25 protein-coding genes and 1 riboswitch are annotated in these 25,719 nt (G+C 59.4%); of the genes, 13 read left to right on the top strand and 12 right to left on the bottom strand.

Features of this window, described 5'->3' with window-relative positions; all coding sequences use genetic code 11:
- Nucleotides 1-8 precede the first annotated feature (8 nt).
- Complete coding sequence (locus tag ACNY69_RS13405) at nucleotides 9-845, bottom strand: type 1 glutamine amidotransferase domain-containing protein (protein WP_293772384.1); 837 nt, start codon at nucleotides 843-845, stop codon at nucleotides 9-11.
- A 129-nt stretch (nucleotides 846-974) separates the two neighbouring features.
- Here ACNY69_RS13405 and ACNY69_RS13400 point away from each other — a divergent pair, with 129 nt between their 5' ends.
- Entirely contained in the window at nucleotides 975-1,901 is a 927-nt protein-coding gene (locus ACNY69_RS13400; RefSeq protein WP_418798705.1) for a LysR family transcriptional regulator, read from the top strand.
- A 56-nt stretch (nucleotides 1,902-1,957) separates the two neighbouring features.
- Here ACNY69_RS13400 and ACNY69_RS13395 read toward each other — a convergent pair whose 3' ends face one another.
- The gene (locus ACNY69_RS13395; protein WP_418798702.1) at nucleotides 1,958-2,731 is read right to left on the bottom strand and encodes a HalD/BesD family halogenase; all 774 of its coding nucleotides are present in this window, start codon (nucleotides 2,729-2,731) and stop codon (nucleotides 1,958-1,960) included.
- A gap of 99 nt (nucleotides 2,732-2,830) precedes the next feature.
- On the opposite strand from ACNY69_RS13395, the gene ACNY69_RS13390 reads away from it, so the two are divergent.
- Nucleotides 2,831-3,742, top strand: coding sequence for a LysR substrate-binding domain-containing protein (locus tag ACNY69_RS13390; RefSeq protein ID WP_418798699.1), 912 nt, complete (start codon nucleotides 2,831-2,833; stop codon nucleotides 3,740-3,742).
- 64 nt (nucleotides 3,743-3,806) lie between these two features.
- On the opposite strand, the gene uca is transcribed toward ACNY69_RS13390, so the two are convergent.
- The 6 genes from uca to ACNY69_RS13360 form a co-directional block, all read right to left on the bottom strand.
- Nucleotides 3,807-7,412: an urea carboxylase gene (gene uca / locus ACNY69_RS13385; RefSeq protein WP_418798697.1), complete on the bottom strand. Its 3,606-nt coding sequence runs from the start codon at nucleotides 7,410-7,412 to the stop codon at nucleotides 3,807-3,809.
- A gap of 117 nt (nucleotides 7,413-7,529) precedes the next feature.
- Nucleotides 7,530-8,165: an urea amidolyase associated protein UAAP2 gene (locus tag ACNY69_RS13380; protein WP_418798695.1), complete on the bottom strand. Its 636-nt coding sequence runs from the start codon at nucleotides 8,163-8,165 to the stop codon at nucleotides 7,530-7,532.
- Between the two features lie 10 nt (nucleotides 8,166-8,175).
- Entirely contained in the window at nucleotides 8,176-8,904 is a 729-nt protein-coding gene (locus ACNY69_RS13375; RefSeq protein ID WP_111138423.1) for an urea amidolyase associated protein UAAP1, read from the bottom strand.
- Nucleotides 8,901-9,686: an ABC transporter ATP-binding protein gene (locus tag ACNY69_RS13370; protein ID WP_111138422.1), complete on the bottom strand. Its 786-nt coding sequence runs from the start codon at nucleotides 9,684-9,686 to the stop codon at nucleotides 8,901-8,903. Before ACNY69_RS13370 ends, ACNY69_RS13375 begins: the two co-directional genes overlap by 4 nt.
- Nucleotides 9,683-10,498, bottom strand: coding sequence for an ABC transporter permease (locus ACNY69_RS13365; protein WP_111138421.1), 816 nt, complete (start codon nucleotides 10,496-10,498; stop codon nucleotides 9,683-9,685). The genes ACNY69_RS13370 and ACNY69_RS13365 overlap by 4 nt, the downstream gene beginning before the upstream one ends.
- Before the next feature lie 24 nt (nucleotides 10,499-10,522).
- Nucleotides 10,523-11,578 carry a putative urea ABC transporter substrate-binding protein gene (locus ACNY69_RS13360; RefSeq protein WP_111138420.1) on the bottom strand — a complete coding sequence of 352 codons (1,056 nt, stop codon included), beginning with the start codon at nucleotides 11,576-11,578 and terminating at the stop codon, nucleotides 10,523-10,525.
- Between the two features lie 59 nt (nucleotides 11,579-11,637).
- Nucleotides 11,638-11,736: riboswitch (guanidine-I (ykkC/yxkD leader) on the bottom strand.
- 274 nt (nucleotides 11,737-12,010) lie between these two features.
- Between ACNY69_RS13360 and ACNY69_RS13355 the strand changes: the two genes are divergently transcribed.
- Both ACNY69_RS13355 and ACNY69_RS13350 read left to right on the top strand, forming a co-directional pair.
- Nucleotides 12,011-13,060: an ABC transporter substrate-binding protein gene (locus ACNY69_RS13355; RefSeq protein WP_111138419.1), complete on the top strand. Its 1,050-nt coding sequence runs from the start codon at nucleotides 12,011-12,013 to the stop codon at nucleotides 13,058-13,060.
- The gene (locus tag ACNY69_RS13350) at nucleotides 13,060-13,770 is read left to right on the top strand and encodes a substrate-binding domain-containing protein (RefSeq protein WP_418798993.1); all 711 of its coding nucleotides are present in this window, start codon (nucleotides 13,060-13,062) and stop codon (nucleotides 13,768-13,770) included. Before ACNY69_RS13355 ends, ACNY69_RS13350 begins: the two co-directional genes overlap by 1 nt.
- A gap of 21 nt (nucleotides 13,771-13,791) precedes the next feature.
- Here the strand turns inward: ACNY69_RS13350 and ACNY69_RS13345 are convergent, their stop codons facing one another.
- A complete protein-coding gene (locus ACNY69_RS13345; protein ID WP_418798692.1) occupies nucleotides 13,792-14,175 on the bottom strand; it encodes a cupin domain-containing protein in 384 nt (127 codons plus the stop codon).
- A gap of 264 nt (nucleotides 14,176-14,439) precedes the next feature.
- Between ACNY69_RS13345 and ACNY69_RS13340 the strand changes: the two genes are divergently transcribed.
- Entirely contained in the window at nucleotides 14,440-15,237 is a 798-nt protein-coding gene (locus ACNY69_RS13340) for a MetQ/NlpA family ABC transporter substrate-binding protein (RefSeq protein ID WP_162287380.1), read from the top strand.
- Between the two features lie 122 nt (nucleotides 15,238-15,359).
- Here ACNY69_RS13340 and ACNY69_RS13335 read toward each other — a convergent pair whose 3' ends face one another.
- Nucleotides 15,360-16,067 (bottom strand): phage antirepressor KilAC domain-containing protein, encoded by a 708-nt coding sequence (locus ACNY69_RS13335; protein ID WP_111138416.1) that lies wholly within the window; start codon nucleotides 16,065-16,067, stop codon nucleotides 15,360-15,362.
- Between the two features lie 368 nt (nucleotides 16,068-16,435).
- On the opposite strand from ACNY69_RS13335, the gene ACNY69_RS13330 reads away from it, so the two are divergent.
- Both ACNY69_RS13330 and ACNY69_RS13325 read left to right on the top strand, forming a co-directional pair.
- On the top strand, nucleotides 16,436-16,870 hold the full coding sequence (locus ACNY69_RS13330; protein ID WP_418798689.1) for a 6,7-dimethyl-8-ribityllumazine synthase: 435 nt from the start codon (nucleotides 16,436-16,438) through the stop codon (nucleotides 16,868-16,870).
- Between the two features lie 52 nt (nucleotides 16,871-16,922).
- Nucleotides 16,923-17,396 (top strand): nuclear transport factor 2 family protein, encoded by a 474-nt coding sequence (locus ACNY69_RS13325; protein WP_111138414.1) that lies wholly within the window; start codon nucleotides 16,923-16,925, stop codon nucleotides 17,394-17,396.
- 45 nt (nucleotides 17,397-17,441) lie between these two features.
- Here ACNY69_RS13325 and ACNY69_RS13320 read toward each other — a convergent pair whose 3' ends face one another.
- Nucleotides 17,442-17,837, bottom strand: coding sequence for a hypothetical protein (locus ACNY69_RS13320; protein ID WP_418798686.1), 396 nt, complete (start codon nucleotides 17,835-17,837; stop codon nucleotides 17,442-17,444).
- 361 nt (nucleotides 17,838-18,198) lie between these two features.
- On the opposite strand from ACNY69_RS13320, the gene ACNY69_RS13315 reads away from it, so the two are divergent.
- The 3 genes from ACNY69_RS13315 (at nucleotide 18,199) to ACNY69_RS13305 (ending at nucleotide 21,215) form a co-directional block, all read left to right on the top strand.
- The gene (locus ACNY69_RS13315) at nucleotides 18,199-18,969 is read left to right on the top strand and encodes a MerR family transcriptional regulator (protein WP_418798684.1); all 771 of its coding nucleotides are present in this window, start codon (nucleotides 18,199-18,201) and stop codon (nucleotides 18,967-18,969) included.
- A gap of 116 nt (nucleotides 18,970-19,085) precedes the next feature.
- Nucleotides 19,086-19,475, top strand: coding sequence for a DUF1090 domain-containing protein (locus tag ACNY69_RS13310; protein WP_293772359.1), 390 nt, complete (start codon nucleotides 19,086-19,088; stop codon nucleotides 19,473-19,475).
- 465 nt (nucleotides 19,476-19,940) lie between these two features.
- Nucleotides 19,941-21,215, top strand: coding sequence for a Glu/Leu/Phe/Val family dehydrogenase (locus ACNY69_RS13305; protein WP_111138409.1), 1,275 nt, complete (start codon nucleotides 19,941-19,943; stop codon nucleotides 21,213-21,215).
- A gap of 42 nt (nucleotides 21,216-21,257) precedes the next feature.
- Here ACNY69_RS13305 and ACNY69_RS13300 read toward each other — a convergent pair whose 3' ends face one another.
- On the bottom strand, nucleotides 21,258-22,427 hold the full coding sequence (locus ACNY69_RS13300) for an ROK family transcriptional regulator (RefSeq protein ID WP_111138464.1): 1,170 nt from the start codon (nucleotides 22,425-22,427) through the stop codon (nucleotides 21,258-21,260).
- A gap of 295 nt (nucleotides 22,428-22,722) precedes the next feature.
- Between ACNY69_RS13300 and ACNY69_RS13295 the strand changes: the two genes are divergently transcribed.
- The 3 genes from ACNY69_RS13295 to ACNY69_RS13285 are packed head-to-tail and all read left to right on the top strand — an operon-like array spanning nucleotide 22,723 to nucleotide 25,717.
- Nucleotides 22,723-23,970, top strand: coding sequence for an extracellular solute-binding protein (locus tag ACNY69_RS13295; protein ID WP_418798681.1), 1,248 nt, complete (start codon nucleotides 22,723-22,725; stop codon nucleotides 23,968-23,970).
- A gap of 9 nt (nucleotides 23,971-23,979) precedes the next feature.
- The gene (locus ACNY69_RS13290) at nucleotides 23,980-24,888 is read left to right on the top strand and encodes a carbohydrate ABC transporter permease (protein ID WP_418798991.1); all 909 of its coding nucleotides are present in this window, start codon (nucleotides 23,980-23,982) and stop codon (nucleotides 24,886-24,888) included.
- Nucleotides 24,878-25,717, top strand: coding sequence for a carbohydrate ABC transporter permease (locus tag ACNY69_RS13285; RefSeq protein ID WP_111138406.1), 840 nt, complete (start codon nucleotides 24,878-24,880; stop codon nucleotides 25,715-25,717). The genes ACNY69_RS13290 and ACNY69_RS13285 overlap by 11 nt, the downstream gene beginning before the upstream one ends.
- Nucleotides 25,718-25,719 lie beyond the last annotated feature (2 nt).

The following is a 25,719-nucleotide window of genomic DNA, read 5'->3' as shown; positions in this document are numbered from 1 at the left end:
AAACCCCTTTATCGTGCTGCAAGCGCCTTCAGCAATGCTGAGGCGAGCAGATGGTCTGAGAACGGGTTCTGCCCGGTGATCAGTTCACGATCCACCACCACATGCGGCTGCCAGGCGGCAGCAAAGTTCATGTTTCCGCCCGCCTGCCTCATCGCTCTGGCCGGGTAATAGCGAAGCTTTTCGCCTTTTAAAGATGCCTCGAAGATTTTCTCTTCCTCGTCGGCAAAGATGGTCATCTTATAGCCGCGGTAGATCCAGTGATCTGCGCTGACGTCTCTGTCTGCCACTAACCCCCGCTCATAGCCCTGCGGATCATCCTGAGCGGCAAGGAGAGTGATCGGGCCGTGACAGATGGCTGCGGTCGGCTTCCCTTTCCGATGGAAATCACGAAGCAGTCTGCCGACCTCCGGATTATTCGACAGGTCAATCAGCGGCGCATGACCGCCGGGAATAAAGAGCGCGTCATAGTTATCCAGTCCGGCAGCCAGAACCGTTTTCAGCGATTTCACCTGAGCGGCCTGCGTCAGCGCACTGACCACGCCCTCAATCCGGTGCATCTCGTTTACATCGCCGCCAAAGTACAGCGCATCGCGTGAACGCTTGTCGGCACGCGGCTGAGTGCCCTCCGGGGTGACGACCGTTAAATGATAGCCTGCCCGGATCAGCGCATCGGCAGGCACGCCAAATTCATTCAGATAATAGCCGGAGGGGAACGTCTTATTATTCTGCAGCGGTAATTCTGTTTTACCTGAGAGCAAAACCAGTACTTCGCCCTTGCTGGCCGCAAAGGCGGTTGCACTGGTCACCAGTAGCATAAGCGCCAGCGTTTTGAAAATCTTTTGCATTTTATCCTTTCATTCCGGGTCTGCGATGTGGGGTGATCCGGTAAGGGTCACCGTTGAAGTCACTCTATTGAATCGGTTAAAGATGATAAAGTGCCCTTCAGGCAATTGACTTGTTACACAGGTGAACAAATGAGAAGCTTCGATCCCGTTCAGCTGGGCAGTATCGAACTCTTCTGCAGAGCGGCCGAGCTGCACAGTTTTACCGCTGCCGCAGAGCTGCTGGGCCTGACGCCCGCGTCGGTCAGTCGATCGATCAGCCGTCTCGAAGCCCGGTTAGGCGTGCGGCTTTTTGCCAGAACGACAAGAAACATCAGGCTGACAAATGAAGGTGAGATCTACTACAGGCAGTGTCAGCAGGCGCTGGAACAGATTGCAGAAGCCGAACGGGTCATTACCGGCACGCAGAAGATCCCCAGCGGGCGACTGCGGGTCAGCGTCGGCACGCCTTACGCGCATCATCGTCTCCTTCCCCTGCTCCCGCGCTTTCAGGCAGAGCATCCGCAGATCGAACTCGATATCAGTATTGCCAACCGGGTCATCGATTTCGTGGACGAAGGGTTCGATCTCGCTATCCGTCTGGGGACACCAAAGGATTCCAGCCTGATTGCGCACAAACTGGAGGACGCGACGCTGGGGATTTTTGCCTCGCCGGATTATCTGCGTCGCCGGGGCCAACCCGTCACGCTCGACGATCTGGATCAGCATGACTGCATCAGGTTTATTCTGCCCAGCTCGGGCAAACCGATGCCGTGGGAATTCCGCGATGAAAACGGGCAGCCTGTCGATATTAACGTCAGAAGTCCCTACAGCGTCTCTGACGATGTTCTGGGCGCGGTCAGCTGGGCGGTGGCGGGAGGCGGGCTGTTCCAGTTTTATCACTTCATCGCCGAATCTGCCCTCTACAGAAACGCCCTGACCGAAGTCCTGCAGAACTATAGCGGGCGCTCGCGGCAGTTCTCAATACTCTACCCGCAGAACCGGCATCTCTCCGCCAGGGTCCGGGCCTTTGTCGATTTCCTCCGGCGCGCAATCCCCGGCGCGCCGCCACGGGAGTAACACGTGCGCGCTGACCGCGGTCAGCGGCGCATCAGCCCGGCGAACGTGCGGCGGGCTCAGAGTCTGCCGTAGAAGGTCATCCGTGCGGTTTCCGACAGCGCGATACCGGGCTGTGTGTTGTAAGCCAGCACGGCCAGCATTCGCGTCACCTCGCCCTCTGTCGGTGTGACGCGATGCAGGGCGTTACGGCCCCGAAACAGCACCAGATCGCCGGCATCGATCGCCAGCGAATTCACCGGCTGCCGCGCATCCAGCACCGCCTCGACACCTGAGAAGTTCATCCCGCCCGCATCGGCGTCGCGCAGATCGTTGACATACTGAAACACCCCGCCTGCCAGCGGCTTCTGTACCAGTAAGGTGATAGCGAACGAGGAGTTGTCAAAGTGCCAGCCCAGCTCCTGGCCGTCAGAGGCATAGTGCAGATTAATTGACGAGAGCGGATCGGCGTAGGGATAGAGCGTTTCCTCACCCAGCACGTCGCACAGGAAGCGTTTGAACAGCGCATCATTGTAGAGCTGGCGCAGCGGTGAGCTGGCCGCAATCACATCATCGGTGATGCAGCCTTTGGTGCTGACCACCTCCCGGTTTCGCGGATGTGCGTCGCTGAACGCCGCATCCGGCTTCATCAGATACACGTTATGTCTGCTGCGGGTGTGATAAGCCAGATGACGCTGAGCGTTGCCCTCTTCGATAATCGCCGCCAGCGCCTGAGGCTGTAAAAACTGACGCAGAACCAGTGCGCCAGAGTGGTTTAACGCTTCACGACAGCGTTGACGCCAGCCATTATCGGCCAGCGGATGGATATCGAGACGAACCAGGGCATCACTCATAGCATCATTTCTCATCAGCAGCAGGTGTAGTGTTACTCTATCTCTCATCCGCGAAGCTATGTAACGATAAAAACTTAATGCCCTCATAAGGAAGCGTTAATGCCAGCCAGAATCCCCAGGTTGCCAAAAATCAGCGTGATACACGCCTTCAAAGTCGCGGCCGAACTGGGCAGCCTGGCAAAAGCGGCTGCCCAGCTGGCCCTGACCCCGGCGGCGGTCAGCCAGCAGATCCGGCAGCTGGAGGAGCAACTTGGCAGTGCTCTGTTTCTGCGCACACAGAGTGGTGTGGTGCTGACCGAGACCGGAAAAGAGTATCTGCGCTACGTCACCGAAGCCTTTGATATTCTGCATCTTGGCCAGCAGAATATTCGCGATGCGGTTCGTGCGCCGAAACTGACAATCTATGCCCTGCCGTCGCTGGCGTCAGACTGGATTATGCCCCGGCTGGCGAGCTGGCGCGAACGGTGTCCGGATGTCGATCTGGCGCTGCACGGCACGCACGCGCAGGTCGATTTTCAGGCGATGCCTGCGGATTTTGTCCTCTGTTTTGGCGAAGACCGCTATCCGCAGCTTGAAAAACAGTGGCTGTTCCATGATGAGGTGCTGCCGGTCGCCAGCCCTGCGCTGCTGCAACGCTTTACGGCGACAGAGATCTTCAGCCGTGCGCCGCTGATCCATCTGGACTGGGGACAGGAGGGGCGTTTTCTGCCGGACTGGCGCAGCTGGTTTCAGGCCAGAGGCATGGACGAGCCGCTGCCCCAGCCGGGGTACAGCTTTAACCTCACCTCGCTGGCGATTGACGCCGCCGTCGCAGGGGCCGGGCTGCTGCTCGGACAGCGCCGCCTGACCGCGCCGCAGCTGGCGCGCGGCGAACTTGTGGTGGCAGACGCACTCAGCCTGCCGTTAAGTAAGCCCTATTACCTCGCCTGGCCGCCACGCACGCGGGAGTTGCCAGGCAGTGCGGCGATGATCGACTGGCTTGTCGGCCTGGCCGGAGAAGGGGTATCGTGACAATCTGCGCCCGCCCTGATTGATTGACGGGCGCAGGATTAGAGCGTGACCCTGTCACGCTACGTTACGCGTTATCCTCAACGATCACGGCCACCCTTTGCCCTGCCCGCACCGCGCCGCCCGGCTGAACGCTCACCTGCTGAACGATGCCGTTACACGGCGCAATGAGCGGGATCTCCATCTTCATCGATTCCAGCACCACCAGGGTGTCACCCGCACGCACCCGGCTGCCTGCCGTTGCCTGCACCTGCCAGAGGTTGCCGGAGATCGGGCTTTCGATCCCCTGCTCGCCCGGCTGCAACGGCATCTCACCGCCTTCTTCAGCGACCGCTTCCTGACTGTCGAAATGGGCCTGTCCGCTGGCAATCCAGCGGTCGCGCTCCGCGTTAAACGCGCTCTGCTGATGCTGGCGGAAGGCATCAATACTCTCTGCTTCACGGGCGAGGAAAGCCTGATATTCCGCCAGCCGCAGCGTGCAGTGTTCGATACGCAGCGGATAGCGGCCGAGCGGAAAATCGCGGCGGATCTGCAGCAGCTCACTGGCCGAAACCGGATAAAACCGAATCTGGTCGAAAAAGCGCAGCAGCCAGGGTTTGCTATCGAAGTCAGCGACCTGATGATAGCGGTTCCACATCTGCAGCGTCCGTCCCACAAACTGATAGCCACCCGGCCCCTCCATGCCATACACGCACAGATAGGCGCCGCCGATGCCCACCGAGTTCTCCGCCGTCCAGGTCCTGGCCGGATTATATTTGGTGGTAACCAGCCGATGACGGGGGTCCAGCGGCGTGGCAACGGGCGCGCCCAGATAGACATCACCCAGCCCCATTACCAGATAGCTGGCATCAAAAACGGTGTTCCAGACCGCCTGTTTATCCGGCAGATCGTTGATACGACGGATAAATTCCAGATTATCCGGGCACCAGGGCGCGTCCCGGCGCACGGTAGTCATATATTTCTCCACCGCCTGCTGACAGGCTGGATCATCCCAGGAGAGCGGCAGATGCACGACGCGCGAGGGAACCTGAAGATCATCACTCAGACAGACCGTCTCCCACTCTCCGCGCACCCAGGTCAGCAGCCTTTCTGGTGCCAGGGTCTCCGGCCGGAAGTGGATCTGCAGCGAGCGGATGCCGGGTGTGATATCGATAATGCCGTCACGGGATTGCGCCTCCAGCGCCTGCATCAGCGCATGAATTCGGAAACGCAGCACCAGATCCAGCTCCGGCTCACCTGCCTCCAGCAACAGATGGGTGTCACCGGAAAGACGGGCGACCAGACGTTTGTCCGCTTCGCCACAGCTCATCACCACCGGTGACGTCAGCGGCGCAGGCTGCCAGTGGATCTCCTGCGGCTGCAGCGTGGTCAGTTCGCGGTGACGGGCAACGGCCAGCTGACGGGCGACGGGAATCTCCACCGCCACAAACTGCACTTTATCGCCCGCTTTGAGCTGGCCCATCTGCCACAGGTCCGCCTCAATGACCGTCACCGGACAGACGAACCCGCCGAGGCTCGGCCCGTCCGGGCCCAGGATCACCGGCATGTCACCGGTGAAATCGACCGCGCCGATAGCGTAGGGGTTGTCATGAATGTTTGAGGGGTGCAGCCCGGCCTCTCCGCCGCTGTCGCGGGTCCAGATCGGTTTGGGGCCAATCAGACGTACACCGGTGCGGCTGGAGTTGAAGTGAACCTCCCATTCCGTGGCGAAGAAGGTCTCGATATAGTCTGGCGCAAAGAACTCTGGCGCACCGTGCGGGCCATAGATCACGCGCAGCGTCCGCAGTGCGCCAGGACGGGTGCGCAGCGCAGGAGGCAGTTCTGCCCCGGTCGCGCGCGTGGCGCGGGGGGCCAGATGCAGTACATCACCACTGCGCAGCGCCCGTCCGGCGTGCCCGCCAAACTGACCGAGCGTGAAGGTACTTTTGCTGCCCAGATAGTCCGGCACCTGAATACCGCCGCTCAGGCAGAGGTAGCTTCGCACGCCCGCGCCGGTGATCGCGCCCAGCTTCAGGGTCGCCCCGGCCGGGATGGTGAAAACGGTGTCCATCGGCTGTGCGATCCCGTCCAGCGTGACGCTGAGCGGCGCACCGCAGATTACCGCCTCGACCGCTGTGTTAAATTTCAGGGCAGGCCCGTTAAGGGTGATTTCCAGCGCCGCATCCCCTTCACCATTGCCCAGCAGGCGGTTGCCCGCCCGCAGGGCGCGATCGTCCATCGGGCCTGACGGCGGCACACCGACCGCCCAGTAACCCAGACGGCCCGGATAGTCCTGAACGCTGGTCTGCGTGCCCGCACTGATGACCTCAAAGGTCGCCGCCTGATAGCGGAGCTGCTCCAGGCAGCGCGTCCAGGGCTCGCCGGAGGTAAAGGGTTCAAAAGCCAGGATCTGCTGCAGATAGCGGCGGTTGGTTTCGACGCCATAGAGACGGATTTCCGCCAGTGCCTCTGTCAGGGTGGCAATAGCCTCTACGCGGGAGGGCCGCCAGGCGATCGCTTTTGCCAGCATCGGGTCGAAGAAGGGCGGCACCTCACACCCCGCTTCCACCCAGCGGTCGATACGCAGCGTCTTATCCCCGCTCTCCGGGAAGAAAACGTCGGTCAGCAGCCCCGGCGACGGCTGGAACTGCCGCCCCGGATCTTCCGCATAGAGGCGCGCCTGCACCGCATGGCCCTGCGGCGTCAGCGTGGCGGCCAGCGTGCGGAGCGGAGGGAGATCGCCTGCGGCCAGCGCAATCATCCACTGCACCAGATCCACGCCCCACACCTGCTCTGTGACGCCATGTTCAACCTGCAGCCGGGTGTTGACCTCCAGAAAATAGAACTGCTGCGCGGCACTGTCATAGACAAACTCGACGGTCCCGGCGCTGCGGTAGTTCACTGCTTTGCCCAGCGCGATGGCGGCCTGGCAGAGCGCCTCCGCCATACCGGCTGGCAGGTTCGGCGCCGGGGTCTCTTCGATGACTTTCTGGTTCCGCCGCTGCACTGAGCAGTCACGCACCCCCAGCGCGATCACCTCCCCCGCGCCGTCACCGAAGATCTGCACTTCCAGATGGCGGGCGCGCTCAATATATTTTTCCAGGAATACCCCGGCGTCGCTGAAGTTGTTCTGGCCCAGACGGCGCACCGTTTCAAACGCCTCGGCCAGCGCCCGGGCATCACGACAGACGCGCATCCCGATGCCGCCGCCGCCCGCGGTACTTTTCAGCATGACCGGATAGCCGACCTCTTCTGCTGCGCGACAGGCCTCGTCGATGTCCGCCAGCAGTTCGCTGCCTTCCAGCAGCGGCACTCCCTGGGCTTTCGCCAGCGCACGGGCGGTATGTTTCAGGCCGAAGGTTCGCAGCTGCGACGGCGTGGGGCCGACAAAAACCAGCCCCGCCGCCTCGCACGCTTCCGCAAAGGCCGCATTCTCTGACAGAAAGCCGTAGCCGGGATGGATGGCCGTTGCCCCGCTTTGCCGGGCGGCAGCGATGATTTTTTCGCTCACCAGATAGGTGTCCGTTGCGGGTCCGTCGCCAAGGCTGATCGCCCTGTCCGCTTCACGCACGTGTAAGCTGCTCAGATCGGCCTCGGCGTAAACGGCCACGCCTTTTACCTGCATAGTACGCAGCGTGCGCAGAATGCGGCAGGCGATCGCGCCGCGGTTAGCAATCAGTAAGGTATCAAACATAAGCGAACTCTCAGGGAGGCGGGTCGTCCCGCCACAATCGATATTCCCTGGGGTCGTCCCCGGGGCTGACCGGCGCGCAGGAAACGCGCGGGCGGCATGTTCAGCGGATGGCGCGGCTCAGTTCCAGACCAGCACTTCGGCGGGCGTCGGGTTCCAGCCGTTACAGGGGTTATTCAGCTGCGGACAGTTGGAGATCAGCACCATCACGTTGCACTCCGCCACCAGCTCCACATATTTGCCGGGCGCGGACAGGCCATCGGCAAAGGTCAGCCCCCCTTCGGGCGTGACCGGCACATTCATGAAGAAATTGATATTGGCGCCGATATCGCGCTTGTGCAGGCGACCATCGTGCAGACAGGCGCAGAGAAAGTTATCGCGGCAGCTGTGCATGTAGCGTTTATCCTGGGCGTAGCGCACCGTGTTGCTCTCCTGCGAGCAGGCGCCGCCCAGGGTGTCGTGACGACCGCAGGTGTCGGCGACGATAGTCAGCAGCGGATTTCCCAGGTTTGAAAAGAGCACGCTGCCGGTGGTCAGATAGACATTGCCCTGACGGCGCAGCGTACGCTGCGGATCGTATCGCTCCCGTGGGTTGTCGGCGTTATAAAACAGGGTATCGATCGCCTGATTGCCTTCGAGGTCGAGCAGGCGCAGCGTCTGGCCCTTTCTGACTTCAAACAGCCACGGCTCGCCCGCCGGGATCTGATGGCGATAGCACGCCTCTTCGGGAGAACATTCAGAGTGAATGAGGGTCATGGCAGCCTCCTTACAGGGCAAAAAAGCGGGTGTTCTGAAATGCGCGCTGGTTCTCATCGCGCGTAAGCATGGCGTCCGTCACGGCCTGACTGTCGTCGGCCTGATACCAGCTCAGCTGGACCGGGCGCGGGTTGTATTCCGTTACCGGATCCTGCGGATGCGGCAGCGCGGTGAGGATCAGCAGCACATCCATCGGCGCGTAAAGCTCCACGTAGTCGCCCGCACGGCTGTTATCCGGGGTGAATGTAAACCGGCCTGCGTTATCCACCGTGACCCGGCTGAAGAAGTTCACCACCATCAGCAGATCCGCCAGGCCCAGATCCCATTTGCCCATCTCAACCAGCAGATTATCCACACCGTTGCGGTAGAAGCCGTTGCGCAGCTCCTGATAGCGCCCTGTGCCATACTTCTCCTGCGTCTCAGCCGCGTTGAGTACGCCGCCAAAGGGATCGTGCCAGCCGCAGCTATCGGCGACGATCGCCGCCATCACGCGGCCCATATCAGAGTAGAAACAGTGTCCGCGCGTCAGCCGCGCGGTGTGCTGCCCTTTCAGGGTGTCGGGCAGGTTCAGGCGCTCACTTTTTTCGTGAGGATTGAGCATCATCATGCTGACGTTAGCGCCGCCGTCGATATCGGTCAGGCGCAGAATCTGCCCTTTGCGCAGAATCAGTGAGGTATGGGCGCCACCCGGCAGCCGCTCTTCGCGCAGGGCCGGGGCGGAGTGAAACAGTGTGGTCATCGGGCGATCTCCTTAATCGGATAGAGGTTGTTTTGCGTGCCGGTCGCCAGCTGAGAGAGCCGGGTCTCGTTGAGCGGGATGTCGTAAGTGATCCGCGCGCCCCACGCATTCGGGGCCTGAGGATCGAGGCGGACCTTGTCAAAGACCAGCAGCCGGGTGCCGAGATTAAAGCCCTCGGCCAGGTCGTGGGTGACCATAAACACCGTCATGCGGGTTTCGCTCCAGAGCTGAAGCAGCAGCGCGTGCATATCTTTGCGAATGCCGGGGTCCAGCGCGCCAAACGGCTCATCCAGCAGCAGCACGCGCGGCTGCATCACAAACGCCTGAGCGATCGCCAGTCGCTGCTGCATACCGCCTGAGAGCTGCGCCGGATATTTGTCGAGCGCATGGCCCAGCCCGACCTTCTCCAGCATCGCTTTTGCCTGCTCACGGGCCTGGCGTTTCCGGGCACCGATCAGCCGTCCCAGAAACGGCGAGGCGGGCAGTTCAAGGCCGACAGCGACGTTATCCAGCACGTTCAGGTGCGGAAACACTGAATAGCGCTGAAATACCACGCCACGGCTGCGATCGGGTTCGGCGGACAGCTGCGCGCCGTCCAGCGTGATCGCGCCCCGCGTGGGCTTCTCCTGGCCAAGCAGCAGCCGCAAAAACGTCGATTTCCCACAGCCCGACGCGCCCACCAGCGAACAGAACTCGCCCTCTTTCACCTGCAGGTTGATGCGCTCCAGCACCACATGGTCGCCATACTCCTGCCAGATGTTTTTGATATCGATGAAACTCATTCCCGGCCTCCTTCCGCCCAGGGGAAACAGGCCTTGTGCAGCTGACGCAGCGCCAGATCCATCAGCCACGCCAGCAGCGTGATCCAGATGACATAGGGGATGATGACGTCCATCGCCATATAGCGGCGCACAAGGAAAATGCGATAGCCCAGACCGGCCGTGGCGGAGATCGCCTCGGCGGAGATCAGAAAGAGCCACGCCGACCCGAGCAGCAGCCGCAGCGAGGTGATCAGCCGTGACAGCAGCTGCGGCAACACCACGCGCAGTACCACCGTCCAGCTGTTGGCCCCCAGGGTCTGCGCCTTGATGAACAGCTCGGCGGGGATCTCCCGCGCCCGCTGTTCCAGATCGCGCGCCAGCATCGGCGTAATACCGATCACGATAAGCATCACTTTTGACAGCTCATCCAGCCCGAAGACGATAAACAGCATCGGCAGCAGCGCCAGCGGCGGGATCATCGATACCACGGTCATAAAGGGCGACAGCGCCGCGCGGCTCATCGGGAAGACACCCGCCGCGATGCCGATGCACAGGCCGATCAGCGATGAGATCGCCAGCCCGGTCAGCAGGCGACTCAGGCTGATCCAGGTGTCTGCCCACAGCAGAAATTCCCCGCTGCGCTTGTCCGGCGTAAAGGCCATCCGATCGATGGCCGCGATCATCTGCGACAGGCCCGGCAGCAGCTTGTCATGCGGATTCGCCTCCAGGCGCACCGCCGAACTGATAAACCAGGCGGCGGCCAGCAGCACAAAGGGTAATAGCATCAGCGTCAGGCGCATTCCCTGGCGGGGATAGCGGTTGATATGGCGCATGGCTTGAACTCCCGGAGTCAGTAATTAGAGCTTGCCTGCGGCGGCCATCTTCAGATAGCTATCGTCAAAGCGCAGTTTGATGTTGGCGGGATCACCGACGGTGACATTGCCAGGGAACTGCATCCCGATGAAGTCCGCACTCTGCGCGCCCTCTCCCAGCAAGCCCTTATCAAAGGAGAACGCGGCAACGCGCTGCATGGTTTTCGGCAGGTCGGGCGAGCTGACAAAGGTGGTGGTTTCGGCGGGCGTCGGGAACAGGTGGGTCGTCTTCAGCTGCGCCTGATAACCGGCGAGATCGGTACCGGAATCGGCGGCCATCGCGCTCAGCGCCTGTGTATCCCCGGCCTGCATCTTCCCCATCATCTCAAACCAGGCCCCGGTCAGCGCCTTGCCCAGTGCCGGGTTCTCTTTCAGGGTGTCGGTATTCACTACCATCATGTCAATCAGTTCACCCGGTACGGCGGAGGAGCTGAACACTTCGGTGGTCTGCGGCGTCTTTTTAATTACCGACAGCTGCGGATTCCACGCGACGGCCGCCTTAACGCCGCTGGTGCCAAAGGCCGGGACGATATCGGCATCCGAGGTGTTCACCACTTTGACATCCTTCTCCTGCAACCCGGCCGTCTCCAGCCCCCGGACCAGCAGATAGTGAGAAACCGACAGCGCAGGCAGATAGACCGACATCCCTTTCAGATCGCTGAGTTTCTTTCCGGTTCCTTTCAGGACGATGCCGTCGTTGCCGTCGGAATAGCTGCCGGTGATCAGCGCCGTAGAGTCAACGCCCCCGGCGGCCGGAATGGTCAGGGCATCCATATTGGTCATGGTGCAGCCGTCGAACTGGCCCGCCGTGTACTGGTTGATCGACTCGATATAGTCGTTCAGCTGGGTGATGTGAATTTTGATGCCATATTTGCTGGCCCATTTATCAATGATCTTCTCATTGCTGATGGCGCCCCAGGGCATCCAGCCCGCATAGATGGTCCAGCAGATGTTGAACTCTTTTTTCGCCGCGGCAAACGAGGGGGCGCTGACCAGCAGCGCCAGCGACATAACAAGTGTCAGGAGGGGGGATTTCTTCATGGTTGACCTCTGGTTGGCACAAAAAAAGGGAGCAGCGCAGGACACCAGATGGTGCCGCTGTCTCCCGGGCTTTTGTCCCGCCGTGTAACCTCGCAGAGGTCGCCAGCTCTCGGACCAGCCATTCACCTGCGTGAACCGGAACCCTAGCCAGCTATTGATGATCTTGTGTCTTACGCTGCTTACTGCCGTGAGACCTGCAATTGGCGTACCAGAATTTAAATCGCACAGAATCAGTCGGTTAACGAGGTCAGAAAGCAGAAGGCACCGGGATGGGGAGCCAGCGGCGCGCGTTGCACATAATCGGTGCCCTGCTGACGGCGTTCCGGCAGTCTCAATCTGTCACGCTGACCGCCGCTGAAAATGGCGGCAGACCGTGACGCCCTTTCTCCTTCGTTATATAATCCTGTGCATAACGAAATTTGAGGAGCCTTAATGAAGCGTTTCTGGCAGGTATGCACCCTCGGTTTACTGGCCGTTCTTCCCCTGGCATCTCAGGCGTCGCGTCAGATCACTGACCAGACTGGCCGTCAGGTTACGATTCCTGATCGCGTCGACCGCGTGGTGGTACTCCAGCATCAGACCCTGAATCTGCTGGTGCAGATGAACGCCACCGATAAGATTGTCGGGGTGATGGCGAACTGGAAGCAGGAGCTGGGCGACGGCTATGCGCGTCTGGCACCGGAACTGAATCAGAAAGCCACCCTCGGCGATTTGACGCACGTCGATCCGGAAACACTGGTGGCGCTGCATCCGCAGGTGGTGTTTGTCACTAACTATGCGCCGCAGGCGATGATCGACAGCATCAGCGCCCTCGGCATTCCGGTGGTGGCTATCTCTCTGCGTCACGATCGGCCCGGTGAAAAAACCAGAATGAATCCGACGATGAGCGACGAGGAAACCGCCTACGATAAGGGGCTGCGCGAAGGCATCACACTGATTGGCGAGATCGTTAATAAACCCGCTGAAGCGAAGGCGCTGATCGCGGCCACCGATGAGGGTCGGCAGATTGTCCGCGACCGTCTCAAGGCGATCCCGGCGGATAAACGCATTCGCGCCTATATGGCGAATCCGGAACTGACCACCTATGGTGCGGGCAAATACACCGGTTTGATGATGCAGCATGCGGGCGCCGTCAACGTCGCCGCCGCGACCATTACGGGATTTAAGACGGTCTCAATGGAGCAGGTGATCAGCTGGAACCCGCAGGTTATTTTTGTGCAGAACCGCTATCCCGGTGTAGTACAGACGATCACGCAATCCCCGCAATGGCAGAGCATCGATGCGGTTAAACACCATCGCGTTTATCTGATGCCGGACTACGCCAAGGCCTGGGGCTATCCGATGCCGGAAGCGATGGGGCTGGGGGAACTCTGGATGGCGAAAAAACTCTATCCGCAGACGTTTCAGGATGTGGATATGACCCGGCTGGCCAATCAGTGGTATCAGCGCTTCTATCGCACCCACTGGCAGGCAACGGAGTGATGCTCAGGGTGGCGGTGGCGGGCAGTCTGAAACCGGTCTGGCCCGCGCTGATGGCGAGCTTCCCGGCGCCGGTGGAGACCCGGTCTGGCCCGGCCGGTCTGCTGCGTGAAGAGATTGAAGCGGGACTGGTCTGCGATCTCTTCGTCTCGGCCAGCGAAGATCATCCGCAGCGGCTGCGGCAGGCGGGTCAGGCGCTGGCAACCCTGCCCTTTGCCACCAATACGCTCTGCCTCACCGTCCGCAGCGATCGGCTTCAGGCGGGCGACGACTGGTTCACACTGCTGACCCGTGACAGGCTGCGGATCGCCACCTCCACGCCGGGCGACGATCCCGGCGGTGACTATGCGCAACAGCTCTTTTCCCGGATGGGAAAGGCGGGGGAAGCGGTGCGTCAGCGGGCCAGCGCACGGGTCGGTGGACGCCACTCCCCCCCGATCCCGCCGGGCAGGCTGGCGGCGGAATGGCTTATTCTGGAAGATCGGGCCGATCTGTTCATCGGTTATGCCAGCTATCGGGCGGCGCTGCGCCGGATTGCCGGGCTGACGGTGATGGCAATCCCGCCCGCGTTTAATCCGGTAGCGCGTTACTGCTGCGCCATCCTTACCCCGGAGGCGCAGCCGCTGGCCGGGTTTCTGCTGACCGACCGGGCGCAGGCGCGGCTGCGGGAGGCCGGGTTTGGCGGTGCGCCGCAGGCTCATTCTCCGGCATAACAGCGTCCGCGCGCCCCTGCCCTAAAACTCCTCCGGCTCACCTGGCAGAGGTTCACTCAGATCCTGCCCCTTTACACCGGCATAGGTGATCACCAGTTCGGCAGGCTCTTCCAGCGTGTATCCCCGGTGTGCGCTGTTGACGGTTTCATTCAGGGCCTCTCCCGCGTGAAACGTACGCTGCTCGCCGCTCTCTTTATCTTCGACGATCAGGGTGCCGGAGAGAATAAACGCCGCATTTGGCATCGGATGGGTGTGCCAGGGGAGCGAGGTATGGGCAGGCAGCGACAGCCGCATTACGGTCAGTTCAGGTTCGCCAGCGGGATAAGCATCAATTACCTCGCCGTTCCACGCCTGGCTGCTGCGCATCACCTCAACGGCTTTAATTTCGTTCTTTTGCTTCGACATGATAATCCCTGTTTTACGGAAGCGTGCCGGTCATGAATGAGAAGTAAGCTTAGAAGAAAATGGCGGTGACGGGCCTGCTGTCCGGGCGACTGATTACTGTTTCGCCGCCTCAAATAATCATGGTAAATAGCGGCTGACGACAGCACTGGTTATTTTATGCCCGATAATGGCCTTGCGGTTATAAGATATAGCCCGGCGCGAGTTCGCAACCTGCCCGTTCTGTATTATCTTTGAAATCATCTACTACCTGAGGGATTTCTGATAATGAAAGGTCTGTTTACGGCATTACTCGCCAGTTCTGTTTTATTATTATCTGCCTGCTCGAAAGATGACGATAACAAAGTCAAAGTTGCCATTAATACCGGGCCGGATGAGGCGATCTGGCAGGTGGTTCAGCAGGTCGCAAAAGATAAATACAAACTTGATGTTGAGGTTCTCAACTTCAATGATTATGTGCTGCCTAACGAGGCGCTGAATAATAAAGAAGTGGATGCCAACGCTTTCCAGAGCCTGCCTTATCTGGAGGCGCAGTCCAAAGAGCGCGGCTATAAGTTTGCCGTAGTCGGCAAAACGTTTGTCTTCCCGATTGCGGCCTATTCGCACAAGATCAAGAACATCAGCGAACTGCAGAATGGTGCCACCATCACCATTTCTAATGAAGCCACGACGCTGGGACGCAGCCTGCTGCTGTTACAGGCACAGGGTCTGATCAAACTTAAAGAGGGTGTGGGTTATTTACCGACCTCGCTGGATATTATTGAGAATCCAAAGAATCTGAAGCTGGTTGAAGTGGATACGCCACAGCTGACCCGCACGCTGGACGATCCCAACGTGACCCTGTCGATTATCAATACCAACTTCTCCGCTCAGGCGGGATTATCAGCGCACCGCGACGGCCTGTTTATGGAAAGCGCCTCATCGCCTTACGTGAATGCACTGGTTTCACGCGAAGAGAATAAAGACAGCGATAAAATTCAGAAGCTGAAAGCGGCGCTGCAGTCACCGGAAGTGGCGGCGAAAGCCGACGAAGTCTATAAGGGTGACGCCATCAAAGGGTGGTAAGAACGGCTCTTTACGGATCGAAAAAGGCCGCAACCGTGTTGCGGCCTTTTTTTGCGCCCTCGCTGACGGCTGACGGGGGGTACGCAGCGACGTCAGCCCGGCGCCACCGGGTCAGTATGCGCTCAGGCGGCTGCCCCTTTCAGCTGCGCAGAGAGATGTCCGGCCCACAAACTGGCAACCCATTTCACCCCTTTTGAGGTGAAGCGTGCCTGAGAAAAGGCATGCTGGTTCTCGCCTGTGCCGGTGTGCAGCGTGAAGTAGCCAGCCTGCAGATGATAATGCTGGGGCGTCAGCGTGCCTTTCGCACGATACATGATGTTGCGTTCCAGCAGGAACTGACGAAATTCCGGCTCTTTGGCTTTCAGCATTTTGCAGAGCTGACGGAAACCCAGCGCGTCATCCACCTCAACGAAGTTATCAAAGAATGCGGCTTTGGGTGCCGAGAGCGCCAGCTGCTGCTCTGCGGCCTGGCGCTGTTCAAACTGCTCGGCCCAGGCACGCGCCGCTTCGGCAGGATTGGTAAAGTCAGGAAGGTGGGTGGTTTTTTCCCGATCCTGCCAGCGATCCAGCACTTCAGCCGTGAAGCCCGGCGACAGGCGAGCCACGGCCAGCAGCGAATCACGCTTATTCAGGCGGTACTCCTGACGCACTTCCCCTTCCCGCTCATACTCACTGATTTTGAGTGGCTGGGAGAGACGCTGCGCCGTTTCCAGACTTTTGATTAACCGCTTCACTTCTCCGTGTGTGATGCCAGTCATCTGAGCCAGTTCACGACTGCTCATTGTGACCGATTGTTCCAGAGATTTGAGGCTTTCAGTCGAAATCATCATGGGTTCACCCCTCACTAAAACGCTACCAATACCCGGCGGGCAGTCCAATTATTATACAACTACCTGTTCATATATCCAGTATTTTATTTGAGCAATCGCGTAACTGGAAGCTGTTACGCAAACGGCGGCGGAAAGCGCCTGTCGCGGAGTTCAGCGGGGAGATTTGAGGCAGCCGGGCCAGGTTACAGGTGCCGATCCTGACATCAGGGATTCACATAAAATAACAATCTTAGACACAGACCCTTTACATTGCAGTATAGTGAAGGCAGTCAGCAGGTTACCGGCCTGTCAGACGCCCTTTTTGATGCGGGGTCAGCGTCCTGAACTGGCCCGTTACTACTGGATAGTATCTTTTACTGGAGTAAGTCATGCAGCCGTTGAACGTCGCCTTTATTAAAGCTAACTGGCATAGCGAAATCGTTTCACAGGTCCTCACCGGATTCGAACAGGAGATGGAGAGCCGCGGCGCGACCTGCGAGATCAAGACATGGGATGTGCCGGGCGCTTTCGAAATGCCGCTGCTGGCGCAACGTCTGGCGCAGACCGGAAAGTATGATGCGATCGTCTGTGCGGCTCTGGTGGTGGATGGCGGAATCTACCGTCACGATTTTGTCGCCCAGGCGGTAGTCAGTGGCCTGATGCAGGCGCAGCTGGCGACCAACGTGCCGGTCTTCTCCGTGTCGCTCACGCCGCATAATTTCCAGCCCTCCGCCGAATTCATCGACTTCTACACGCACCACTTCGTGAAAAAAGGCCAGGAAGCGGCGCGGGCGGTCTGCCAGATCCACGCGCTCGAACTCTGATCGTCACCTGCTGAGGCTTCATACGCTGAGCGGCCCTGCTAAGGAGAAAACGTTGGAACAATCACGTCCGCCTTTACCGCCCTTTACCCGCCCCGAACAGGCGAGGGAGAAAGTCCGGCTGGCCGAAGATGGCTGGAACAGCCGCGATGCGGAGCGGGTCGCACTGGCCTACTCCGTGGACAGTCAGTGGCGCAATCGCGATACCTTTCTGACGGGCCGGGCTGAAATCGTCGCTTTTCTGCAGCAGAAGTGGCAGCGGGAGCACGCGTACCGGCTGATTAAGGAGCTGTGGAGTTTTGATCAGAACCGGATTGCGGTGCGTTTTGCCTATGAGTGGCACGACGATAATCAGCAGTGGTATCGCTCATACGGCAATGAGAACTGGGCGTTCGATGCGCAGGGGCTGATGAAGCAGCGCTTTGCCAGCATCAATGACCTGAAAATCAGCGAGGCGCAGCGGCTATTCCACTGGCCTCAGGGACGACGCCCAGACGACCATCCGTCGCTGAGCGATCTCGGCTTATAGCCCTTGCGTGTCCAGCGGAGAGCGTGGCTCTCCGCCAGCGTTCCATCAGCCCTGCTCGCCTTTGCTTTCAACAAAGGCCGCTTTGTTACGCGTCACCGTATAAGCCACTTTTTTGACATCTTCCGGTGACGTGGTCACTTCTATCGGGGCAATCGTCACTCTGCCCATGCCAAACAGCGTGGCCACATAGCCACCCACCTGATGTTTGCCTGCGGGCACATGCAGCAGCCTGCTTTCACCTTTCGGCAGTTTTCCGGCCTCTTTTCCATCTACCGTCAGGAATACGCTGGAGCCATCGTCTGCGCGGGTCTTGATGTGTGAAACATCGATCTGCGTCGGGCCAGCAGCAAATTCATCGGCGGCATCCTCGGGGGCATGCTTCGCACAGCCGGTCAGTACAGCGGCAACCGTTACAACGGCGAGAGTAAAACGATAACGCATTTGGCACTCATTCTCCTGATTGTCAGAACCGACTATTTTAGCGGGTTCCCGGCCGGATGTAAGGGGGGCCGAAGTCGGCATGCTCTTAAAAAGTGCCTGAAAAGCGGGCCTGTTGTGACAATTTACGTAAAGTTTTTTTACTGAATATATACACAGTCTTTTTGTCACCAGCGGGCGCGCGTTTTAACCTCTTGATCCGCCTGATTTCTCTGGCCGGATAAGACCCGATCTCGCCTCTGCAAACGGCTGCGCGGCGATTTTTCCTCTGTGCTGCCCCTGTCAATTCAGCCTGATCAGGTTCATAGTAGAGGTTCATCCCCGGGGCCTTCCCGGCGGCCATTCCCTCAACAGAGGGTTCGATATGCAATTTCATACGACTGATACGATCTGTGCGTTTACCGGCACCCATCCCGCGAACCTGAAACGCTGGATGAAGCAGGGGTTACTGACGCCGCAGCACGATACGGAAAGCTGGAGTGACGATCACCTCCGCGAAATTCACACCCTGATCAACTTAACGGCTACAGGCGCCACGCTGGAGGAGATCCGGCAGAGTCAGCAGGCGGCCTCGACGGTGAAGACACAAGGCTGGGCGGCGCGTAAAGGTGACATGCTCTGGCAGCTGGAGTTCGGCACCCCGCTGTCGCTCTCCCGTCAGATGCACCATATGGCCAGCAACTACAGCGGCGATGACCTCATCATCAATCTGCTGCGGCCGCTGAGCAGCTGGCTCCATGCGGACCAGCGTCAGGGTGCCGCGCGCCGCCTCGATCGTTTCGAGCAGACCGTACTGCAGCAGGCGGGCCGGGTGAAGCGCGCCTCGTCGCGTAGCGTCACCGCCGTTCCGCTGTTTCTGGAAGCGGTCAGCGTGCTGGATAAAACGGAGATCTGGCTTGAAGCGATTCGTCTGACGGCGATGGGCTTCGATGTGGCGGTTGACGCCCGGGCAAGCGGTAAGCCTGCCACGAAAATCAAGATCCATGAGCACCATGTGATGTGGTGTGGTGCCGGCATCAGTCAGGCGATGCAGGACTACTTCGAACAGGAATCTCAGGCGGGGCATCCGATCATGCTTTCCGGCCCCGATCGCAATCTGCTGTTTTCCCACACTTCCGCATCCAGCGCTGCCTGATCACAGGCAGCGTCTGTCCCGCTTTTTCCCGCCAGACAATATTTTTTTCCGTTAAGACGTTCTTAAGGTGGCTGCGTATACTGGTGGCTCAACCCTGACTCATTGACGAGACGCTGATGAAAAAGAGATTACTGGCCTTTGGCCTCTGCCTGTTACCCCTTACCTTCACCGCTGCGCATGCGGCTTCTGACCTGACCGGCTGTGCCGCTAAAAAGCAGGCGATCGAGACACAACTCGCTTTTGCCCGGCAGCACAACAACAGCCAGCAGGCTGCCGGCCTTGAAAAGGCGCTGCGTGAAGTGGAGCAGCACTGCACCGAGAGCGGCCTGCTGAAGCAGCGTCAGGAAAAGGTGGCGGAGAAAAAGCGTAAGGTCGGGGAGCGCGAACAGGCGCTTGCAAAAGCAAAAGCGGAAGGACGCAGCGCCAGTAAAATCCGGAAGCGGGAAGAGAAACTGGCCGAAGCCCGCCAGGAACTCGACGAGGCCGAACAGGCTCTGCGGCAGTAACACATCAGACCAGCCCGCCGGGCTGGTCTTTGCTTTTCGCTCTTCCTGCATGTAACACTTATCTCAGGGTTAACTCACTGATTAACCAGCTCAAATCTCACTCTTTCCATTACATTATGTAATGCGTTGATTACTTATTTTCATGCACCTAATTGGTGCAATAAAGTCAACATGGTTGCGATCAATTATTTAACTTTTTGAACACCTTCAAAGAATTGAAAGATAGCGATATTTTTCCCTCTATGCAGCAAATACGCACTCTGGGCGCATCATTATTCGCGACTGAGCAGGCTTATTCATCGATCTATTCACTTACGCCGCCCCAAAAAGGGGCATAGCGCCCTTCTGGCCTGTCGGATGCCACATCTTATTTGTTTCAGGAGTGTTAGATTATATCCGCGCCCTACAATGCGCTTACCATCCACGGCTCCACACAATAAATAACTTCATTAAGAAAGGTTTTTTATGGATAAGTTATCTTATGCGTCTGAAAGCAGCACATCTGCCTGGTCCACCTACCTGCAGCAAATCGACCGGGTTGCGCCCTATCTGGGCGACCTTTCACGTTGGATAGATACTTTGCGTCATCCTAAACGCGCGTTGATTGTCGATATTCCCTTGCAGATGGATGATGGCTCGATTCGTCACTTCGAAGGCTATCGCGTTCAGCACAACCTTTCGCGCGGCCCCGGTAAAGGGGGGATCCGCTATCACCCGGACGTTGATCTTAATGAAGTGATGGCGCTCTCCGCCTGGATGACCATCAAATGTGCGGCGGTAAACCTGCCTTACGGCGGTGCCAAGGGCGGCATCCGTGTCGATCCTTTCAAACTCTCCGAGAGCGAGCTGGAGCGTCTGACCCGCCGCTACACCAGCGAAATCGGTATCATCATCGGGCCGCAGAAAGATATTCCGGCACCGGACGTTGGCACCAACAGCAAGGTGATGGCGTGGATGATGGATACTTACTCCATGAACCTCGGCACCACCGTGACGGGCGTCGTCACCGGCAAACCGATTCACCTGGGCGGCTCACTGGGGCGTGAAAAAGCCACCGGCCGTGGCGTATTCATCACCGGACGCGAAGTGGCGCGCCGCGCAGGCATCGAGATCGAAGGTGCCCGCGTAGCCGTGCAGGGCTTCGGTAACGTCGGCAGCGAAGCGGCCCGTCTGTTTGATGAAGCCGGTGCGCGCGTGGTGGTGATTCAGGACCACACCGCCACGCTGTTCAACGCCGATGGCATTAATATGGCAGCGCTGACCGAATGGCAGATCGCTCACAAGCAGATTGCCGGTTTCCCTGGCGCGCAGGACATTGATAAAGAGGCGTTCTGGACCACCGAAATGGATATCCTGATCCCGGCCGCACTGGAAGGGCAGATTACCCGTGAACGTGCAGAAATCCTGAGCTGTAAGCTGGTGCTGGAAGGCGCGAATGGCCCGACCTATCCGGATGCGGATGACATGCTGGCTACACGCGGCATCATCGTGGTGCCGGATGTGGTCTGTAACGCGGGCGGGGTGACTGTGAGTTACTTCGAATGGGTGCAGGATATGGCCAGCTTCTTCTGGAGCGAAGAAGAGATCAACCGCCGCTCCGATAAGATCATGACGGAAGCGATGGTGCACGTCTGGGAGAAATCGAAGGAGAAAGCATGCTCGCTGCGCACCGCGGCCTACATCGTGGCCTGTGAGCGCATTTTGATGGCGCGTAAAGATCGCGGTATCTTCCCGGGTTAATTCCGTGGGCGCTGTTGTCCGCAACCGCGCCCGTTTTCCCGCCTACTTCATCAGCACCTGAAACTGCGGGTTAAACTCATCGAAAATCGGCAAGGCGGCCGCACCCAGCGCCGCCGTGTCGCTGCCGGTCATGCCCCGCTTCAGTCGCATATCCAGAAGATAACGCCCGCGTACCGACTGATAGAGAGGTGGCAGCCGCTCAACCATCTGTTCCAGTAACGGCGCAGGCATCATGCCGCCGATAATCACCGCCTCAGCATCAAACACCGACTCCAGAATATTGATCGCCTGGCGCAGCGGCGTGGTCACGCTCTCAATCCAGGCGGTGAAGCGCGCAGGGTCGATCTGCAGGAGATCTTCCGGCAGCGCACGCATCGGATCGAGGCCGCAGAACTCATAGGCAGCCTGCAGCGAAACATAGCGCTCAAGACATCCCTGATTACCGCAGTAACAGGCCCGCCCGCCCGGTGCCACCACGATATGGCCGATTTCTCCCGCGTTATGGGCGTGACCAGTATAGATATGGCCATCGGTGAAAATGCCTGCACCCAGGCCGGTGCCGATATAGAGATAGATAAAGGAGTTGAGATGGCGGGCGCAGCCGTGAAAGCGTTCGCCGATGGCGGCGACCGTGGCATCGTTCTCCAGCGTGACCGGCAGACCGCTGATGGCGGCCAGTTCCGCCTCGATATCAACCTGCTCCCAGCCGTTCAGCGTGGTCGGCCCGACCGAGGAGATGCCCTCGACGCCAAACGGTCCCGGCATTACCACGCCAATCCCCAGCACCTTCTGCCACTGTGCGCCCAGGAAAAGGCGCATCTCCGCCAGCACGCCGGCAATGCACGCCAGCGTGGCAGCCGGCTGGGGCTTCTGCACCATCACAAGGCGGCGGAAGTGGACTTCGCCGCTGAGATCGACCAGCACCAGCAGCAGCGTCTGATGATCAAGATGAATGCCGATGGACCAGGCACTGGTGGGATTGAGCGTGACCGGAATCGAGGGCTGGCCCCGTCCGCTGCGGCGCGGCTGGCGGCTGGTCAGCAATCCGGCCTGCTCCAGTTCGGCCACGATATTCGACACGGTCTGCGGCGTCAGCGAGGTCATGCGGGCCAGTTCGGCACGGGTCAGCTCCCCGTGCAGGCGGATAGCTTCGATTACCACACGCCGGTTGTGCGCCCGCGCATGTTCAAGGTTGGTTCCCGAGGTTTTCATGGTGTTTTCCATTACAGCGGCGCCTGACAGTATTGGGGGCCAGGGGCCTGCGGGCAAACAATATCTTTGATGCTGTACGCAATTCTGGCGCGTTGCGATAGGCAATTTTGCCATAAAAGCGCAGTCTGTGTTTCAGCGTTGTTACGGTGTTGTTCACTATCCGTGAGATGAGTGGCACGCCGTTTGCTTCTGTCTCTCAGGCCCTTTCACAAAGTGGCCCGTTTTACGCCCCGGATTAAATCAATCAAATTGATTTAATTAACCGACAGCCTGTTGCTGCATAGTGGAGAAGAGCATGTCACAGCATTACATCCCCCAACTGAAAGCCGGTTTTGCTGCCTTACTGCTGTTAAGCGCAGGCAGTGCGGCGGCGGCCAGCCAGATCAATGCCCTGTTTATGACCCAGGCGGCCTATAGCGAAAATGATATCCGCGCGATGACGCAGAGTTTCCAGCAGCAGCATCCCGATATCAGCGTTAATCTTGAGTTTGTGCCTTATGAAGCGCTGCACGACAAAATTGTGGCGGCGCGCGGTGCAGGCGGTAATGGCTATGATGTGGTGCTGTTTGACGCCATCTGGCCGGCCGAGTTTGCCCGTTTCGACCTGCTGCAGGATGTCAGCGCCCGCATCACGCCGGAGGAGAAAGAGAAGGTCTTTCCGGGCGCGATGAACACGGTGATCTATAAAGGCAAAACCCTGGGCATGCCGTGGATCCTGGACACTAAATACCTCTACTACAACAAGGCGATGCTGGCAAAAGCGGGCATTACTACCCCGCCGCAGACCTGGCAGCAGGTTCTGGATGACGCGAAAATCATCAGGCAGAAGCAGATCGTCACCTATCCACTGGTCTGGAGCTGGTCGCAGGCCGAGGCGCTGGTGTGCGACTACACCACGCTGGTGTCCGGCTTCGGCGGGCAGTTCTATCAGAATGGCAAGCTCAGCTTCTCCGGCCCGGCCTCCCTGAAGGCGCTGAACCTGATGAAAAGCTCGCTCGATGAGGGGCTGAGCAACCCGGCTTCGCGCGAATATCTGGAAGAGGATGTCCGGAAATCGTTCTCTAACGGCGATGCGGCGTTCGCACTGAACTGGACCTACATGTACAACATGGCGAACGATCCAAAGCAGAGTAAAGTCGCAGGCGATGTGGGCATTATGCCTGCGCCGGGTGACGCGCCGGGCAAGGTCGGGGCGGTGAATGGTTCGATGGGGCTGGGGATCGCCAAAGGCAGCACCCATTCCGATCAGGCCTGGCAGTACATTGAGTATATGACCTCTCAGCCCGTGCAGAATCAGTACGCGAAGCTGAGTCTGCCGATCTGGAAATCTTCCTATCAGGATGAGGCGGTGAAAAAAGGTCAGGAGAGCCTGATCGCGGCGGCGGATAAATCGCTGAACGTGATGCTGTCACGTCCGGAAACCGCCGAGTACTCCCGTCTTTCGAACCAGCTTCAGCAGCAGTTGCAGCAGGTGTTACTGGGCAAAATCCCGGCCCAGGATGCGATGGCGACCGTGGATAAAAGCGCCGCCCGGCTGCGTTAAGGAGTGATGATGCTGAGTCTGCGTCAACGCGAACAGCGTCAGGCATGGGTGCTGCTGGCACCCATGCTGCTGGTGATGCTGCTGCTCACCGCCTGGCCCCTGGTGCGCACTATCTGGCTGAGCTTCACCGATGCTGCGCTGATCGGCAGCGGTGAGGCGCCGGTCTGGACAGGGCTGGATAACTATCTCTATGCGCTCGGCGATCCCGATTTCCGGGCGTCGATCTGGCGCACGCTCTACTTCACCGTGGTCTCCGTCTCAATCGAAGGCGTCATCGGCGTACTGGTGGCGCTGCTGCTCAACCAGAAATTTGTCGGACGCAACGTCCTGCGGGTGCTGGTGATCCTGCCCTGGGCGCTGCCGACCATCGTCAATGCGATGATGTGGCGGCTCAACTTCAATCCCGATTATGGCAGCATCAACGCCCTGCTCACGCAGCTCGGCATCCTTGATGGCTATCGCAGCTGGCTGGGATCGCCGGATGCCGCCCTGAACGCGGTGATGTTCGCGGATATCTGGAAAAACTACCCGCTGGTTACCCTGCTGGTGCTGGCGGCCCTGCAGTCGATTCCGGACGATCTGTTTGAAGCCGCCAGGCTGGATGGTGCCTCTGCCTGGCGTCGTTTCCGGGCGATTACCTTCCCGGCGATCGTGGCGCCGCTGGGCGTGGCGCTGGTGTTACGCACCATCGATGCCTTCAAGATTTTCGACATCATCTATGTGATGACGCGCGGCGGGCCGGTCGACAGCACTAAAACCCTGAGTTTTTTCGTCTATCAGGAGTCGTTCAGCTACCTGCGCGCCGGCAGCGGTGCCGCCTACGCGATACTGATGACCCTGATGTGCGCCCTGCTGATCACGATCTATCTGCTGATGTTGTGGCATCAGCGCCGCCGGAGTTCCGCCTATGAAAACTAAACTGCGCCGGGTGCTGCGTTACGGGGCCGCGCTGCTGGTTGCGATCTCTATACTGGCGCCGATGGGCTGGCTGTTTCTGATGAGCGTCAGCTCGGCCAGCGACCTGTCGCGTGTGCCGCTTGAGTGGCTGCCGCGTCAGTGGGATTTCAGCCGCTATCAGGGGCTGGTTTCGCTGGCACCGAACCAGCCGGGCACGATTTTTCTGCACGCGCTGGGGAACAGCCTGCTGGTCGCCACCGTCGCCACGGCGATTTCACTGCTGCTGGCGATACCGGCGGCGTTCAGCTTCTCCCGCTACAGCGGCCGCGAGGCCTGGCTGTCCGGCGCACTGGCGATCTATATGGTGCCGCCCGTGGCCTTTGTGCTGCCGCTCTACTTTCTGCTGCAGCAGCTCGGGCTGCTCAATACCCGCCCCGGCCTGGTGATGGTCTACTGCTCGCTGATCCTGCCGTTTCTGACCTGGATGCTGAAAAACCAGTTTGACGCGCTGCCGCGCGATATCGAACAGGCTGCGCGTCTGGATGGCCTGCGCTTCTGGCAGGTGCTGCTGCGCATTACGCTGCCGCTGGCTAAACCGGTGCTGGGCGCGGCGGCCCTGTTTGGCTGGCTGCTGGCCTGGGATGAGTTTTTCTATGCGCTGCTCTTTACCAGCAATATTTCGGCACAGACCCTGCCGGTTGCCATCGCGGGTTTCACGGCCGGACGCGCGACCGACGATGGCCTGATCGCGGCGATCGGTATTCTGGCATCGGTGCCGCCACTGTTCATCGCCATCTGGCTGCAAAAGACGCTGGTCAGCGGTCTCACCAGCGGCGGAAGTAAGGGATAATC

The organism is Pantoea graminicola (assembly GCF_048452665.1).
GTDB lineage: Bacteria > Pseudomonadota > Gammaproteobacteria > Enterobacterales > Enterobacteriaceae > Pantoea.
This window is presented reverse-complemented; position numbering and strand designations above follow the sequence as displayed.